This is a genomic window from Streptomyces sp. A2-16 (assembly GCF_018128905.1).
GTDB lineage: Bacteria > Actinomycetota > Actinomycetes > Streptomycetales > Streptomycetaceae > Streptomyces.
Window position 1 is genome coordinate 8,587,489 of the sequence record NZ_CP063808.1, and the last position, 16,094, is coordinate 8,603,582.

Sequence of the window (16,094 nt, forward strand, 5' to 3'; positions counted from 1 at the left end):
CGCTCAGCTCAGGAGGACGCGAAGATCGTCTTCTTCTGGCGTTCGATCGAGGACAGCAGGCTGTCGACGCCCTTGGGGTTCTGGAGGAACTTCTGCAGCGAGGGCTGCATCACCGTCGAGGTGAAGTCGGGGCGCGAGTCGCGGTCCATGAACTGCGTCAGGCTCTTGGCGCCCGAGATCATCTCGTATGCCTTCTTCTGCAGCGGCGTGTAGGAGGAGGTGTCGGCCTTGCTGGAGGCGGCCACCACGCTGGAGTCGGCCTTGAGGTAGATCTGCTCGGCCTCCGGGGTGCCCAGGTACTCGAGCAGCTTGGTGACACCGGCCTTGTTCTTCGGCGCCTTGGAGACCATGAAGCCGTCGGTGGGCGCCTCCACGGTGTCCTGGCCGTACGCGGGGTTGATCTCCGGGAAGGCGAAGAAGTCCAGGTCGTCCAGGTCCGCCTTGTTGCTGAACTGCTGCGCCACGAACGAGCCCAGCAGGTACATGCCGGCCTTCTTGGACACCAGGGTCTGCGCCGCGTCCTGCCAGGTGCGGCCCATGAAGCCGTCCTGGTGGTAGGGCAGCAGCTCGGCCCAGTGGTCGAAGACGGCCTTGACCTTGGCGTCGGTCCACGCGGCCTTGCCCGCCATCAGCTCGACGTGGAAGTCGTAGCCGTTGAGGCGGAAGTTGATCTGGTCGAAGGTGCCCATCGCCGGCCAGGCGTCCTTGTCGCCGAACGCGATCGGGACCAGGCCGTCCTTCTTCATCTGCTTGGACAGGGCGACCAGTTGGTCCCACGTGGTCGGAACCTGGTAGCCGTGCTGCTGGAAGACGCTCTTGCGGTAGAAGATCGCCCACGGGTACGTGTACAGCGGCACGAAGTAGTACTTGCCGTCGGCGCCCTTGGACAGCTTCTTCATCGCGTCCGGGAAGTTGTCGCCTATCTTCCCCCACACGTCGTCGATCGGGGAGGCGAGGTTCTTCGCGGCGAAGAACTGCATCCGGTACCCGGCGAACCAGTTGAACACGTCGTCCGGCGTGCCCTGCAGATACGAGTTGATCTGCTCCTGGAACGTGTTGTGGTCCTTGGTGTTCACGTCGACCGTGATCCCGGACTGCTTCTTGAAGGCCGCGTAGATCTCGGCGAACGCCTTCTTCGGCACCGCGTCCGACGCGTTCGACCCGAGGCTCACGGTCTTCGGGTCGCTGGAGCTGCCGCTGCTGCCACAGGCGGACAGCAACGGGATACCTGCTCCGAGGAGGGCGGCACCGCCCACCCCCTTGAGCAGACCACGACGGCTGGGCGAGGGAAGGGAAGACGAGAGGTCACGCATCGACGGCTCCTGAAGGGCAGGGGTTCAGTCACGGAGGGATTTGAAGACCGGTCGTAATCAACCAGAAATCAACTTGACCGAACACGGTGGCGCAATGACAGCGGTATGTCAGGTCATGCGTCAATAGCTATCGACCCGATTTGTCGAAACGTGACCGACATCCCTGCCTGCCGGTGACACAGGAGCCTCACGGGGAGGGAGTTCAGTTGTAGGCGGCGAAGGCCCTCGAGAAGGCGAACGCTTCCTGGGCGATCGAGCTGCAGGTCGCGTCGGCGGAGGGCTTCGCACCGCCGGGGCACTGCTTGTCCCGGGTGGCGGACCACATCGACAGACCGCCCAGTCCCTTCGCCTTGGCGAAGGTCACGAGCTGGGAGGCGTCGTCGACCGTGAAGATCTCCGAGGCCACGTCGTTGACCCCGATCATGGGCGTCACGGCGACCGCGCTCCAGGCCGCGCTGTCGGGCAGCCCCAGAACGCCCTTGACCTGAGCCTGGGTGGCGGTGGCGGCCTGCTCGGCGTAGGTCCCCATGTCTCCGCTGTACGACGGCCCGTAGTCCATGGCCATGATGTTGACGGTGTCGATGCCGACGCCGTTCGCCTTGGCGTTCGCGAGCAGGTCCACACCGTCCTGGGTGAGACCCTCGGGCATGACCGGGAGGGTGTAGGAGACGTCCAGTGCGGGGTGCGCCGCCTGGAGCTTCGCGATCGCCTGCGCCCGCCGGGTGTTCGCGGCCGTGTTCGGCAGCGCCCCGCCCTCCACGTCGAAGTCGACCTTGGTGAGGCCGTACGCGTCCACGACCTTGCCGTACGCCGCCGCCAGCGCGTCCGCCGAGGAGCAGGTCGTGGCCAGCTCCGAGCCGGAGGCACCGCCGAAGGAGACCCGGACGTCACCGCCCTTCGCCCGCAGTGCGCCGATCTGCGCGGCCACGGCGTCGCTCGCCAGGTCGGTGACCCCGCCCCACTTGGGGGTGCAGCCGCCGCCGTCGGTGACGAAGGCGAGGTTGTAGTCCTTCACACCGGTGGCCGCCGCGCTTGAGAGGAGGTCGAAGGCGGGGTGGAGGGAGGTGTCGACGTACGGGGCGAAGCCGGCGCTCCCCGCGGGCGTGGAGGTCGGCGTGGGCGTGGGAGTGGGGGTGGACGTCGGCTCGGGTGTCTCGCCGGCGTCGGCGGAGCAGTGGGCGCCGTCGACGCGACAGCCGGTGGGATCGCCCGTGCCGTCGACCACGAAGCCGACGGTGACCGACTCGCCGGCGGCCAGCCCGTCCGTGTCCCACTTCGCGGAGGTCACGGTGACGTGCTGCCCGCTGACCGCCGACTCGGCGTTCCACAGGGAGCCGAGGCGGGTGCCCGACGGCAGGTCGAACTCCAGCTTCCAGTCCTTGTCCGCGCTGGTGTCATTGTTGGTCACGACGTACTGCGCGGTGTACCCCGTCGACCAGCCGCTCGTCCTCGTGTACGCGGCGCCGATCCCGGCCGCCTGGGCGGTGCCGCTCAACAGGACCGCGCCGGTCCCCACCACGGCGGCGGCGACCACCCCGCCGATCACCTTGTTCCTGCCGTTCACTGTGCGCCGATGCATGCTCATGACGCGGCACGCTAGCGATCCGGAATCGGGCAAATGACCTGATCAGGGCGGGCGTTGAGGATCTTAGGGCGCGCTTAAGGAAGGGATCGGGGCCGGTTAAAGGTCGAGACCAGTCTGCCCGTCCGGCGTCGGCGCACCCGGTGTCCACGGCGCACCGGTTCCCGTCCGTCCAGCTGGATCCAGATCCGCACCTCGGTGCCGCCCAGCACCGACGAGCCGATCCGTACGTCCCCGCCGGTCGCCTCGGCGAGCCGTCTCACGATGTCGAGCCCGAGCCCGGTCGACCCGGTGCTGCCGGACCCCCGCCCGCGCGCCATGGCGGCCTCGGGGTCGCGGATGCCGGGGCCCGCGTCGGAGACGAGCACGATCACGGCGTCCTCGCCGTTGTGCACGTCGACCGCGAAGGCGGTGCCCTCCGGGGTGTGCCGGAAGACGTTGCCGAGCAGGGCGTCGAGGGCGGCCGCGAGGTCCGCCCGGGCCACGGGTATGCGCACCGGCCGCTCGGTGCCGGCCACCCGCCACTTGCGGCCCTCGTCCTCGGCGAGCGCCGACCAGAACCCCATCCGCTCCCGGACGACTTCGGCCGCGTCGCACCCGGCGCCGGGCCCGGCGGCCGCGGTCTGCGGCTTGGCCTCCCGGGCGGTACGGATGATGGTGTCGACCTCGCGCTCCAACTGCGCGACCGCGGCCCGGGTCTGCTCGGCGGCGGGACCGTCCCCGAGCGAGGCCGCGTTGAGCCGCAGCACGGTCAGCGGGGTGCGCAGCCGGTGGGACAGGTCGGCGGCCAGCTCCCGTTCGTTCGCGAGCAGTTGGACGACCTGGTCGGCCATGGAGTTGAACGCGACGGCCGCCAGCCGCAGTTCGGTCGGCCCCTCCTCCGGCACCCTCGCGCCCAGCTTCCCCTCCCCCAGTTCATGGGCGCCCTCGACGAGCTTCTGCGCGGGCTGCACCATCCGGACGCCGAGCCGGTCGGCGACCGCGACCGAGCCGACGACAAGCGCGATGCCGACGCCCGCGAGCACCGCCCAGGCCGTCGCGACGCCGTTGCTCACCTCGGACTCGGGGACGTACACCTCGACGACGGCTATCTCGCCGGAGCTGAGCGCGACCGGCTGGAGCAGGGTGGAGCCGCCGGGCACCTCGGTGGTGGAGGCCCGGCCCAGCCTGCGCACGGTGGCGATGTCGTCGGCGGCGGCCCGCCGCCGTCCGATGTCCACGGCCTTCTGCTCGCTCCCGCGGTCACCGGCGGCCGGTATGTGGACGGCCATCCCGGAGTCCGAGCCCGCGGAGGCGACGACCCGCTCCAGCTGGTCGCGGTCGGTGGTGATGGACAGGGCGGGGGCGACGGCGGCCGCCTCCCGCTCGGCGTTGGAGAACGCGCGGTCCCGGGCCATCTCCTTGATGACGAGGCCGAGCGGGATCGCGAAGGCGACCACGACCATGGTGGTGACCGCCAGGCAGACCTTGACCAGAGCCCATCTCACAGCGGCAGCCCCCCGCCCGGTGGTTCCAGCTTCACGCCGACGCCCCGCAGGGTGTGCAGATAGCGGGGCTGTGCGGCCGTCTCGCCCAACTTGCGCCGGAGCCAGGAGAGATGGACGTCGATGGTCTGGTCGTCGCCGTAGGACTGCTGCCAGACCTCCGCGAGGAGTTCCTTGCGGGGTACAACCACCCCGGGGCGGGCGGCCAGGAAGGCGAGCAGGTCGAACTCGCGCCGGGTGAGGTCGAGTCGGACGCCGTCCAGTTCTGCCTGGCGGCGCAGCGGGTCGACGCTCAGGCCGCCGACCCGCAGCACGGTCTCGGGCGGGGCGTCACCGCCGGCGGCCCGGGACCGTCGTAGGACGGCGGCCATCCGGGCGGAGAGGTGTTCGACCGAGAAGGGCTTGGTGAGGTAGTCGTCCGCCCCGGCGTTCAGCAGGCGGACGATCTCCGTCTCGTCGTCCCGCGCGGTGGCGATGATGACCGGGACGTCGGTGATCCCGCGCAGCATCTTCAGGGCCTCGGAGCCGTCCAGGTCCGGCAGTCCGAGGTCCAGGATGACCACGTCGAAACGGAAATGGGCGACCTCGCGCAGCGCCTCCAGCGCCGTGCCGACGCTGCGCACGGTGTGTGCCGCGTCGGTCAGGTGCCGGATGAGCGCCGAGCGAACGAACTGGTCGTCCTCGACCACGAGCACACTTGCCATGCGCCGCACCGTACGCGATTCGGACGAGCGCGGTCGGGGCCTGTGGATAACTCAGTCCCCGTGCGGCCCGTGAGGCGCGTGGGGCAGTATGGCGGGCGATGCGCAGAGGACTCGTACACGTACTGGCTTGGACGCTCGCCACGGGCGCGGCGGTCACGCTGTCGTGGTGGGGTGTGCACACGGTCATGGCGGGCACGGCCTACGATCCGCCCCGCGCCCTGCCCATCACGGCGGGCCGGGCGACGACACAGGAGTCGAAACCGCTGGCCTCGCCCACGCCGACGCCCTCGAAGCGGGCGGCCCCGTCGCGGAGCCCCTCGCCCACGCCGAGTGCCTCGTCGGCGCGCCCCACCCCATCGAAGAGCCCTTCGCCGACCGCCTCGGGACAGGTCAGGAGCTACGACACGGACGGCGGCCGCGCGGTCTTCGACCTCGGTGAGACGTCGGCGAGCCTGGTGTCCGCGACGCCGGGCACGGGGTGGTCGATGCAGGTGTGGAAGACGGAGTCGTGGATCCGGGTGGAGTTCAGCTCGGGCGCGGACCGGGTGTCGGTGTTCTGCACCTGGCACGACGGGCCGCCACGGGTGGAGATCGGCACCTACTGACCTAGCGGAAGACCGAGGGGGGCGGCGCCGGGGAGGCCACGGCATCGGCGTCCGTCACGGGTACGGCCCCGCCCGTGAAGTCGAGGAGCGCCCTGCCGTGTTCGAGGCGGCCGGGGTGCGGGTCGGAGGCGGCGCGGCGGGTCAGTTCCGCGATCGGCAGGGGGGTGTCGGAGGCGACCAGGACGGCGTTGCCGAAGCGTTTGCCGCGCAGGACCGTCGGGTCGGCGACGAGGGCGAGTTCGGGGAAGCGGGCGGCGGCGGTGGCGATCTGGCCGCGGAGATGGGCGAGCGGCGGTCCGTCGGCGAGGTTGGCGGCGTAGAGACCGCCCGGCCCGAGGGTCCTTCGGACCTCGTCCAGGAATTCGGTGGAGGTCAGGTGCGCGGGGGTCCTGGCCCCGCTGAACACATCGGCGATCACGAGGTCCGCCCATCCGTCGGCGATCTTGGCGAGTCCCTCGCGGGCGTCGACGGACCGCACACGTATCCGGGCGGTCGGCTCCAACGGCAGTTTCTGCCGGACCAGTCGGACGAGGGCCGCGTCCCGCTCGATCACCTGCTGGGTGGAGCGGGGGCGGGTGGCGGCGAGGTACCGGGCGAGGGTGAGCGCGCCCCCGCCGAGGTGCACGGCGTGCAGGGGTTTGTTGGGGGGTGCGGCGAGGTCGATGACGTGGCCGAGGCGGCGCTGGTACTCGAAGGAGAGGTGCCGCGGGTCGTCAAGGTCCACGTGGGACTGGGGGGCACCGTCGATGAGCAGGGTCCAGGCGTGGGGGCGCTCGCGGTCGGGGATGAGCTCGGCGAGGCCGCCGTCGACCGCTTCCACGACGGGTTCGGCGGCGGTGCCGCCGCGCCGGGGACTTCTGGACTTGCCCATGGGCCCATTATCGGGCGCCGTGACGGGGTCGGCCCGGCCAGTGCCGTCACCGGCAGTTGTCCGCGGCCTCGATCAGCCGTGCCGCCTCGTCCAGGGCCGCCCGCAGCACCGCCGGGTCCGTCGCGAGGTCCGCGTCGCCCGGGGGCAGCAGCCAGTCCGCCCCCTCCACCGGAGGTTCCGGAGCCAGCCGCACACCCCGTCCGTCCGTCTCCGTGCACGTGCTCCCCGGCACGTCCCAGCCCGCCGCCGTCCCCGGCGGCACCAGGAAGCCCAGCGTCTGGCCACCGTCGTCGTGCAGCACCGGGCCGACCCCCTCGCTCACCCCCCGCCGCAGGATGTCGACGGCCTCCAGGCCGTGTCGCGTCGGCACGGTGACCACGTCACACGACACCGGCGTACAAGGATCGACGCTCCGGCTGATCTCCATCGCGGCCTCCACCCGAGGAACCCTCGTCCGACTCCATGGAGTTCAACGCGCGCCCGCGTCAACGGCTACGGCGGAAGACCGCCGCAAAGGATGGCAGTTCATGGCAGATCCCGTATGAGATATCCGGTTTGTAGCCAAACCCCGCATGGCGACCCGGACACAGCAGGTACGTTCTTGCCCGCCGGAAACAGGGCGTCACACTGACAAACCAGTCAACTCGCCCCGCCTCCGGCATGGTTCGACGGTTCGCACGAGAGGACCCGGCCATGGCGTCGTCAATGGTGACCTCGTCCCAGTCCCCCACACCACCGCGGCCGAACCTCGCGTTCCGGCGCCTGCGCGGACAGCGCTCGCCGGCCGAGTTCGCCGCGGCGGTGCGACGGGCCGCGCGCGAGATCGGTGAGCGGGTCAGCTGCGACGCACGCTATGTGGGCCGCGTCGAGGCGGGCGAGATCCGCTGCCCCAACTACGCGTACGAACGGGTGTTCCTGCACATGTTCCCCGGCCGCACGCTCACCGACCTGGGCTTCGCGCCCCGCTCCGCCGTACGCGGCCGCCGGGCGCGCGGCGCGGATGAGACGCCGGGGACGCACGAGCCGTATGACACGCAGGACACGGACGACACGTACGACAACTACGAGGAGAGCGACGTGCTGCGTCGCGCATTCATGACCGGCGGGGGCGCCACCGTGGCCGCCGCCTCACTGGGCCCCCTCGGGCTCGCCGCCGACGCCACGGCCGCCGGACGGCCGGTCCGCCGCGCCGGGACGGGCGAGGCGGGTGCCCTGGAAGAGGCCGTGCGCAGGATCCGGCTGCTGGACGACCGGCACGGCGCGGACGGCCTGTACCGGCGCGCGGCGGCTCCACTGCGCGCCGCCTACGCGCTCCTTGACGCGGGCGCGACCCGGCAGACGACCGCCGACCGGCTGCACTCGGGCGCGGGCGAACTCGCCATCTCGGTGGGCTGGCTCGCGCACGACTCCGGACGCTTCGACGACGCCCGCTCGCACTACGCGGAGGCGCTCGCGACGGCCCGGGTGACCGGCGACGACGCCCTGGAGGCGCACGCGTTCTGCAACACGGCCTTCCTCGCGCGCGATGCCGGACGGCCGCGCGAGGCGGTACGGGCCGCGCAGGCCGCGCAGCGGGTCGCCCGCCCCCTGGGCTCGCCCCGGCTGATGTCGCTGCTCGCGCTGCGCGAGGCGGGCGGCTGGGCGGGGCTCGCCGACCGCACGGGATGCGAGCAGGCTCTCGCCCGCGCCCAGGCCTTCTTCGAGCGAGGCCTCTCGGACGCCGACCCCGAGTGGATGAGCTTCTACGGCGAGGCAGAGCTGGAGGGGCTGGAGGCGCAGTGCTGGTCCACGCTGGGCGACTGGCGCCGGGCCGCCAGGCACGCGCGCCGGGCGGCGGATCTCCAGGACCCGCACTTCACCCGCAACATCGCGCTCTACACCGCCGAACTGGCCGACGACCTCGCGCGCGGCGGCCGGCCCGACGAGGCGGCCGCGGCCGGGCTGCGGGTTCTGGAGCTGCTGGGCGAGGTCCAGTCCTCCCGCATCCAGACGATGCTGGCGGGCACGGCAAGAGTGCTGCTGCCGCACCGCAGGGCGTCGGGGGTGTCGGCGTTCCTGGAACGCCATGCGTCGACGCCGAGGACTGCGTGAGGGAGTTCTGTTCGGCTGCCGGCCCCCACTCAGCCGCAGCGGAGCACCTAGCCCAGATGGCCCAGGTCGTTCCAGCTCTCGATCGCCGGCTCGCCATAAGCCCAGCCCAGCACCGAAAGGGACGTCGGATTGAGCCGCACCCGCGCGGCGAAATCGATCGGCAGCCCCAGCCACCGCGCCCCGATGGACCGCAGGATGTGCCCGTGTGCGAACACCAGCACATCCCGGTCCGAGGAGCGCGCCCACGCGACGACCTCGTCCGCGCGAGAGGTGATCTCCCCCAGGGACTCCCCCTCGGGGACGCCGTCCCGCCAGATCAGCCAGCCCGGCCGCACCGCCTGGATCTCGTCCGGGGTCATGCCCTCGTACGCGCCGTAGTCCCACTCCATGAGCGTGTCCCAGGTGGCCGCCCGCTCTCCGAACCCGGCGAGTTCGCAGGTCTCACGCGCGCGTGCCAGGGGGCTGGTGCGTATCTCGACCCCGGCGAGCCCGTCGTACGGCGCCCGGTGCAGCCGCTCCCCGAGCAGCTTGGCACCCTGGCGACCCTCCTCCAGGAGCGGCACGTCGGTCCTGCCGGTGTGCTTGCCGGACAGCGACCACTCCGTCTGTCCATGCCGGGCCAGCAGGATGCGCGGTGCCATGAAGAAACCTTTCCGGGGGAAAACGGAGGCGGAACCCCTCCATCATCGCGCACCCTGTGGGAGGGCAACCCGAGGGGCGATCTCTGCGTCTTCGAGGACCGGAGGCGCTGCGTGGGGGCACTCCACAGGGGCCCGCACATACGCCGTAAAGTGGCACGACCGGACAACGACCGCCGGACGCCGCGCGAAACGAAGGGGGACAGGATCGGATGCCGCAGACCGAGACACCAGGCACCGAGGCAGTCCCGGACAAACGGCTGCGCTGGTGGACCGAGCTGCCCCTGATCCTGCTGGTGTACGCCTGCTACAGCGCCGGACGGCTCCTGGCCAGGGGCGATGTCACGGGCGCCGTGGACCACGGCCTGACGATCCTGAAGATCGAGAAGGTCCTCCGCATCAACGCCGAGCACCCGCTGAACCGGCTGTTCACCAGCGAGACCTGGATCGGCGTGCCGGCGGACTTCTGGTACGCCTCGCTGCACTACCTGGTCACACCGGCCGTCCTCATCTGGCTCTTCCGCTCCCACGCCGTGCACTACCGCGCGGCCCGCACCTGGCTGATGACGTCCACGTTCATGGGCCTGATCGGCTTCACCCTGCTGCCCACCTGCCCGCCCCGCCTCCTCTCGGCGAGCCACGGCTTCGTCGACACGATGGCCCAGTACAGCTCGTACGGCTGGTGGGGCGGCGAGGCGAGCGCACCGCGGGGCATGGGCGGCATGACCAACCAGTACGCGGCCATGCCGAGCCTGCACGTCGGCTGGGCGCTGTGGTGCGGTGTGATCCTGTGGCGCTACGGCAGGACGCGTACGACGAAGGCGGCGGCCGTCGCCTATCCGCTGATCACCACGATCGTGGTCATGGGCACCGCGAACCACTACTTCCTCGACGCGGTCGCGGGCGCGGCCGTGATGGGGCTCGGGTTCCTGCTCGCGCCGTACGTCAGCCGGGTCGCGGAGCGGGCCGCGGCGGGCATCCGCGCCCGGATAGCCCCCGTCTCGGTCGCCTCTCGGGACACAGAGCCCTCAATTGTCAGTGGCGGATGCCAGACTTCCGCGGGTGAGCACATTCCACGGCAGCGCGAGTCACGCTTCGGAAGCGGAGTCGAGCCCAGTGCCGCTCCCACGGACGCGGGGGACGGCGCTCCGGCAGCGGCTCGCTGAGCTGCGCGGGCCCGGGACAGCGGCCAAGGCACTGGACGCGCGCGCCCTCGCGGCCCTCGCCGCCAACCCCGGCTGCAAGCGGCGCGCGATCCTCGACGGCGCCGGGGTGAACAAGACGGCGCTGGCGAGCGCGCTGGGCGCGCCGTCCGCCTTCGGCCAGTCGCAGTTCGCCCTGACGCGGGGCAACGCCTTCGAGGCGAAGGTCAAGGCGGACGGCGGCGCGGAGCTGCTGCGGCTGGTGCACGAGCGGCTGGACCGCGGCGCCGAGCCCCCCGCCCGCGCGCAGGTCCCCGATCTCACCGCGATCGGCCCCGAGGGCCGTACCGCGCGTACGGCACTGGCCCTGCGCGAGGCCACCGAGGCCTCGGGCACCTGGACGCTGCTCGACCACCCCATGCTCGCTCTCGACGTCGCCGGCTCCCCCGCGTTCCTGGAGCCGGACGCGGTGGTCGTGCACCCCGACGGCAGCTGGACGGTCGTGGAGATCAAGTCCTTCCCGATGCTGGACGGTTCGGCGGACCCGTCGAAGGTCGGCGCCGCCGCCCGCCAGGCCGCGGTGTACGTCCTCGCCCTGGAGGAGGTCGCCGCCCGTCTGGACCCGGCCCCGAAGGTCCGCCACCGGGTCCTGCTGGTGTGCCCCAAGGACTTCTCCAACCTGCCCACCGCCTCGGCCGTCGACATCCGCAAGCAGCGCGCGGTCACCGCCCGCCAGCTGGTCCGCCTCACCCGCGTCCAGGACATCGCCGACACCCTCCCCGAGGGCACCTGCTTCGCCCCCGACCTGCCCGTCGCCGAACTGACCGCGGCGGTCGAGTCGGTCCCGGCGACCTACGCCCCCGAGTGCCTGTCCGCGTGCGAACTGGCCTTCCACTGCCGGGACCGCTCCCGCGCGGACGGCGCGGTGACCTCCCTGGGCCGCTCGGTGCGCGCGGAGCTGGGCGGTCTGACGACGGTGGAAGACGTGCTGGCGGCGGCCCGCGGCGAGGCCTGCGATCCGGACGACCCGGCGGTGGCGGCGCTGCGCAGAGCGGCACAGCTGCGGGCGGAGGCCCTGGGGGTGACGGCATGTCGCTGATCGCCACCCTGGCCCGGCTGGAAGCCGTGAGCACCGGCCGCGCCCAGCCCGCCGCGACCGTCCGGCACCGGCATCTCTCCGACCACCCCCTCGTCCTGGTCCCGCTCACCACCGCGGGCGAGGCCGGTGCCCCACTGGGCGCGCTCGTCGGCACCGACCGGGACGCCCCGCACCTCCTGGTCGTACCGCAGCCGCGCGACCGCGACCTCAGGTTCGCGTTCCTGGCCGAGCTGGCGGACATCGTGCTGCCGTACCTCGACGCCTACGCCGAGTCGGTGGAGGCCGCCGAGCGCAACGAGACCGATCCGGAGACCGGCAAGCGGGTCAAGGTCGAGGTCGAACTGTGCGCGGACGCCCCGCAGCTGATCCTGCCGAGCCGCGCGGGCGTCGATTTCGTACGACTGCTCGGGCGCTCCATGCGTTTTCGGCGCACGGCGGAGCAGGACCCGGAGACCCCGTATCCGGCCCCGCCCCGGGTGCCGTTGCTGGGCCGGTGGCTGACCCACTTCGGGGAGCGGGCCAGGGTGCCGGGCTCCTCGCTGCTGCCGGCGATGACTGACCTGCTGGCCCGGCACTGGTGCACCGGGCAGTCCACCCTGGAGGACCAGCACCTGGGCGCGCTGCTGGCGTGGATCGACCCGCCCGAGGGCCGTTCCGGCGCCGAGGCCGCGCTGGAGGCCGAGCTGGCCCGCGACGCACAGGGCCAGCTGCTGCACCCGCCGGCCGGCCCGGCCACCGACCCGGCGTTCGACAACAAGCTGCTCGCTCCCGCCTTCGAGCGCTACAACCGCGCGCGGACCGCCCTGGCCGCCGCCGAGGACGGTCTGGAGGCCGACGACCGGCTGGGCGCGCTCACCGCCGCCGAGCAGGAGATCCGCGCCCTCGTCCTGAGCCGCACGCGCCCGACCTGGGACGCGGTGTGGCGGGGCCTGGACCTGCTGCGGGCGCTGCCCGAGGGGGCGCATGTCGAGGAGCGGTGGACGCGCGACCGCTGGTCGTTCACGAGCCACCGCGACCGGGTCGTGGCGGGCGAGCCCCCGCAGCCGCGTCGCGACGACGCGGTCACCGCCGCCAACAAACTCGCCTCGCGCGAGCGCGAACAAGCGCGCCTGGAGGCGCAGGAGGCGCTCGACGACCCGCTGGTGATGGCGGGGCGACGGCTGGCCGGGGAGGCGTTCGCCGGGGAGGTCACGGACGTCGTGATGACGTACAGCGAGGGCAAGCGGCCGAGCCCGCGCCCGCTGGTGACCGTGCGGACCGACGACCGGCCGCATCTGGGCGAGCGGGCCAAGGTGTACCGCTCGCTGGGCGGCAAGCCGCAGTCGGCGGAGTTCGTGGGGTACGAGGACTCCGCCGAGGACTTTCCCGACGGCTCCGCCGACGGCAGCGTGCTCGTCGTCCTCAAGATCCTCGACAAGATGGGCCGCGGCAAGGAGCCGGAGACCGGGTCCGTACCCGAGAAGGGCGACCGGGTGTGCTTCACGCTGTTCGAGCACGAGCAGCGGGGCGGCGCGAAGCTGCCCGACCCGGAGGACACGCCGTGGACGCACGGCGGGCCGCCCGGTGAGGCCGTGCAGGAGACCGCCGACCCCGTGACGCCGGAGGACGTGCTGTGACCACCCAGGCCCCCCGGGACCACCGGGCCTTCGACCCCGGTGCCGAGGCCGCGCGGGCCACCGACGCGATCCTGGACGACACGCTGCACGGCACCGCCCGCGGTGTCGTCGTCGACTCCCCGCCCGGTGCCGGCAAGTCCACCCTCGTGGTCCGCGCGGCGCTGGAACTGGCCGACGCGGGGCGCCCGTTGATGGTGGTGGCGCAGACCAACGCCCAGGTCGACGACCTCGTGCTCAGGCTCGCCGAGAAGAACCCCGAGCTGCCGGTCGGGCGGCTGCACAGCAGTGACGCCGACCCGTACGACAAGGCGCTGGACGCGCTGGCGAACGTACGGAAGTCGGCGAAGGCGGGTGATCTGACCGGGTTGCCCGTCGTGATCTCCACGGCCGCCAAGTGGGGGCATGTGAAGACCGACGAGCCGTGGGCGCACGCGATCGTGGACGAGGCGTACCAGATGCGTTCGGACTCGCTGCTGGCGGTGGCGGGGCTGTTCGAGCGGGCGCTGTTCGTGGGCGACCCGGGACAGCTGGACCCGTTCGCGATCGTGGGCAGCGAGCAGTGGGCGGGGCTGTCGTACGACCCGTCGGCCTCGGCCGTGACGACCCTGCTGGCGCACAACCCCGAGCTGCCGCAGCACCGCCTCCCGGTCTCCTGGCGGCTTCCGGCCTCGGCGGCGCCCCTGGTCTCGGACGCCTTCTATCCCTACACGCCCTTCCGCAGCGGCACCGGCCACGAGGACCGCCGGCTCGCCTTCGCGGTCCCCTCCGACGGCTCGGGCCCCGACCGGGTGATCGACGCGGCGGCGGAGTCGGGCTGGGGCCTGCTGGAGCTGCCCGCGCGGCACACCCCGCGCACGGACCCCGAGGCGGTGCGGGCGGTGGCGGCGGTCGTACGGCGGCTCCTGGACCGGGGCGGGGCGGCCACGTCGGAGCGGGCGCCGGACCCGACGCCTCTGACCGCCGAGCGCATCGCCGTCGGCACCGCGCACCGGGACCAGGCGGCGGCGGTCCGCGCGGCGCTGACCGACCTCGGCGTCATGGACGTCACCGTCGACACGGCGAACCGTCTCCAGGGCCGCGAGTACGACGTCACGGTCGTCCTCCACCCGCTCTCCGGCCGCCCCGACGCCACCGCCTTCCACCTCGAGACGGGCCGCCTGTGCGTCCTGGCCTCCCGCCACCGCCACGCGTGCATCGTGGTGTGCCGCGCGGGCGTGAGCGATCTGCTGGACGACTACCCGTCCACGGAACCGGTCCAGCTGGGAACCCTGGTGAAGTTCCCGGACGGCTGGGAGGCGAACCATGCGGTACTGGCACGGCTGGCGGAGCACCGGGTGGGGTGGCGGCCCTGAGCGGCGACTCCCACCCCACCCGCCCGACGGAGTCCGGCCCGCCGCCGGAGGCGGCCGATGGACACAGCCCGGACGGCTGGGAGGCGAACCATGCGGTACTGGCACGGCTGGCTGAGCACCGGGTGAGGTGGCGGCCCTGAGCGGCGATTGCCCGCGGCCGGCGGGGCACTGGGCGGTGTGGCGGCCCTGAGTCGAGGCCGCTTGCGGGAACACCGCGTGGGTCGTGGGGCTTGGTGTCGCCGGAGGCGTCCGGCCCTCTTGCATGGGCGCGGGACAATGGACGGTGGCCCATGCATCTACGGGCCGTCGGTACGGACGACGTACGAGGAGGATGAAGACATGGCGGAGCCCACGCCGCGTCGGAACGAACCGCGGCTACGCCCCGCGCCCCTGCTGTTCGAGCCCACCCAGGTGGCCGACGACCCGGAGCACTTCTTCGACCTGGAGTCGATCGACGACCCGCGTGCACTGCTGGCCCGTTCCACCGAGCTGGCGCACGCCTTCCGCGCGGCGGCGGACCGTGCCGTGGAGTTCCAGGCGATGGCGGCGGCCCAGTTGGCCGACCCCCGCCGCTTCGACCGGCTCACGACGGCGGACATCGCCGAGCGGGCCGAGTGGACCGAGGACTACGCGAAGAAGATGGTCGAGTTCGGCCGGGATCTGCTGCGCGGCGCGGAGGGCGGAGCGGGGCACGCCGACCCGGTGTGAGCCGTCGGCACAGCCATGGCCGTAGCCGCCGTAACCGCCTGGCCGCCTGGCCGCCTGGCCGCCTGGCCGCCTGGCCGCCTGGCCGCCTGGCCGCCGTAAACCATCCCTGGCATATGCCAGGTGGGCAAGATACCCCTCTCCCCTCTCTCCTGTCCCGTTTTCCCGCAACTCTGCGGAGCCGCACACTCACACCCGGTAGATGTAAGTGACATGAGCACTCGCGACGAACCGTTCTCCGACCGTTTCGACGTCTCCGGTGTCACCGCCGACGGAGCCGCCTGGCTCGCCTCGGCGGGAACGTATCCGCGCAGCACCCTCTCGCTCTGGGAGGAGCACCCCGCCGCCCCGGTCGTGCTGCCCTGCGGCACCGCGTTCGACGTGGTCAGCGTGCCCGCGATCTTCGGGCGCCGGATGCTCGACCGGCTGTGGGACGAGGGGCCGGGTTCGGGCCCGGTGGCGACGCTGCGGGGCCGGATGCTGCTGTTCGCGGCGCCGGGCACGGCACAGCGGCTGCCGTTCCTGCTGCGCTGGGAGGAGTTCGGACGCACGGCCGAGATCCCTCCGCTGCTGTGCCACGGCACCGGCGACGCGGTGACCGTCCCGGCCCCGCTGAGCGCCGCGAAGTCCGGACTGACCTCGCGCTGGCTGGTCGCCCCTGACACCCGCCACCCCTGGCTGCCGGGCCCGGAGATCCTGGTCTGGGCGGCCGTCCGGGCGGCCCGCGCGGCGGTGCGGATTTCGATTTTTCCCCCGGCCGATCAGGATGCTAAGGTCTACGACGTCAGCAGGCGCCGCTAGCTCAGTTGGTTAGAGCAGCTGACTCTTAATCAGCGGGTCCGGGGTTCGAGTCCCTGGCGGCGCACAGACAGTGAAGGCCCCTCGCAAGCGC

General features: G+C 72.3%; 15 protein-coding genes and 1 tRNA gene. 9 read left to right on the plus strand and 7 right to left on the minus strand.

The genetic code is table 11. The annotated features are described in order from the left end of the window. Positions 1-8: 8 nt before the first annotated feature. From IOD14_RS38485 to IOD14_RS38500, 4 genes are all read right to left on the minus strand, one after another. Positions 9-1,313, minus strand: a complete 1,305-nt coding sequence (locus IOD14_RS38485) for an extracellular solute-binding protein (RefSeq protein WP_123989502.1) — start codon at positions 1,311-1,313, stop codon at positions 9-11. Between the two features lie 202 nt (positions 1,314-1,515). Further along, entirely contained in the window at positions 1,516-2,898 is a 1,383-nt protein-coding gene (locus IOD14_RS38490; RefSeq protein ID WP_212672732.1) for a cellulose binding domain-containing protein, read from the minus strand. A gap of 74 nt (positions 2,899-2,972) precedes the next feature. Then, positions 2,973-4,382, minus strand: coding sequence for a HAMP domain-containing sensor histidine kinase (locus tag IOD14_RS38495; RefSeq protein WP_212672733.1), 1,410 nt, complete (start codon positions 4,380-4,382; stop codon positions 2,973-2,975). After that, complete coding sequence (locus tag IOD14_RS38500; RefSeq protein WP_020123282.1) at positions 4,379-5,083, minus strand: response regulator transcription factor; 705 nt, start codon at positions 5,081-5,083, stop codon at positions 4,379-4,381. Before IOD14_RS38500 ends, IOD14_RS38495 begins: the two co-directional genes overlap by 4 nt. A 98-nt stretch (positions 5,084-5,181) precedes the next feature. On the opposite strand from IOD14_RS38500, the gene IOD14_RS38505 reads away from it, so the two are divergent. After that, entirely contained in the window at positions 5,182-5,688 is a 507-nt protein-coding gene (locus tag IOD14_RS38505; protein ID WP_212672734.1) for a hypothetical protein, read from the plus strand. A gap of 1 nt (position 5,689) precedes the next feature. On the opposite strand, the gene IOD14_RS38510 is transcribed toward IOD14_RS38505, so the two are convergent. Together IOD14_RS38510 and IOD14_RS38515 are read right to left on the minus strand one after the other, a co-directional pair. Then, positions 5,690-6,559 carry a fused MFS/spermidine synthase gene (locus tag IOD14_RS38510; protein ID WP_212672735.1) on the minus strand — a complete coding sequence of 290 codons (870 nt, stop codon included), beginning with the start codon at positions 6,557-6,559 and terminating at the stop codon, positions 5,690-5,692. Positions 6,560-6,605: 46 nt separating this feature from the next. Then, positions 6,606-6,986 carry a hypothetical protein gene (locus IOD14_RS38515; RefSeq protein ID WP_123989508.1) on the minus strand — a complete coding sequence of 127 codons (381 nt, stop codon included), beginning with the start codon at positions 6,984-6,986 and terminating at the stop codon, positions 6,606-6,608. 266 nt (positions 6,987-7,252) lie between these two features. On the opposite strand from IOD14_RS38515, the gene IOD14_RS38520 reads away from it, so the two are divergent. Further along, positions 7,253-8,650: a tetratricopeptide repeat protein gene (locus tag IOD14_RS38520; RefSeq protein ID WP_212672736.1), complete on the plus strand. Its 1,398-nt coding sequence runs from the start codon at positions 7,253-7,255 to the stop codon at positions 8,648-8,650. Positions 8,651-8,697: 47 nt separating this feature from the next. Here IOD14_RS38520 and IOD14_RS38525 read toward each other — a convergent pair whose 3' ends face one another. Then, positions 8,698-9,291 (minus strand): histidine phosphatase family protein, encoded by a 594-nt coding sequence (locus IOD14_RS38525; protein ID WP_123989510.1) that lies wholly within the window; start codon positions 9,289-9,291, stop codon positions 8,698-8,700. Positions 9,292-9,500: 209 nt separating this feature from the next. Here IOD14_RS38525 and IOD14_RS38530 point away from each other — a divergent pair, with 209 nt between their 5' ends. From IOD14_RS38530 to IOD14_RS38560, 7 genes are all read left to right on the plus strand, one after another. Then, positions 9,501-10,454 carry a phosphatase PAP2 family protein gene (locus IOD14_RS38530; protein ID WP_123989511.1) on the plus strand — a complete coding sequence of 318 codons (954 nt, stop codon included), beginning with the start codon at positions 9,501-9,503 and terminating at the stop codon, positions 10,452-10,454. Continuing rightward, positions 10,405-11,529, plus strand: a complete 1,125-nt coding sequence (locus IOD14_RS38535; protein ID WP_212672737.1) for a hypothetical protein — start codon at positions 10,405-10,407, stop codon at positions 11,527-11,529. The genes IOD14_RS38530 and IOD14_RS38535 overlap by 50 nt, the downstream gene beginning before the upstream one ends. Beyond that, positions 11,520-13,145 (plus strand): hypothetical protein, encoded by a 1,626-nt coding sequence (locus IOD14_RS38540; RefSeq protein WP_212672738.1) that lies wholly within the window; start codon positions 11,520-11,522, stop codon positions 13,143-13,145. The genes IOD14_RS38535 and IOD14_RS38540 overlap by 10 nt, the downstream gene beginning before the upstream one ends. Then, entirely contained in the window at positions 13,142-14,497 is a 1,356-nt protein-coding gene (locus IOD14_RS38545) for an AAA domain-containing protein (RefSeq protein WP_123989514.1), read from the plus strand. Before IOD14_RS38540 ends, IOD14_RS38545 begins: the two co-directional genes overlap by 4 nt. A gap of 339 nt (positions 14,498-14,836) precedes the next feature. Next, positions 14,837-15,205, plus strand: coding sequence for a hypothetical protein (locus IOD14_RS38550; RefSeq protein ID WP_123989515.1), 369 nt, complete (start codon positions 14,837-14,839; stop codon positions 15,203-15,205). Positions 15,206-15,415: 210 nt separating this feature from the next. After that, positions 15,416-16,003 (plus strand): bifunctional DNA primase/polymerase, encoded by a 588-nt coding sequence (locus tag IOD14_RS38555; RefSeq protein WP_123989516.1) that lies wholly within the window; start codon positions 15,416-15,418, stop codon positions 16,001-16,003. Continuing rightward, a tRNA-Lys gene (locus IOD14_RS38560) sits at positions 15,994-16,067 on the plus strand. The genes IOD14_RS38555 and IOD14_RS38560 overlap by 10 nt, the downstream gene beginning before the upstream one ends. Positions 16,068-16,094 lie beyond the last annotated feature (27 nt).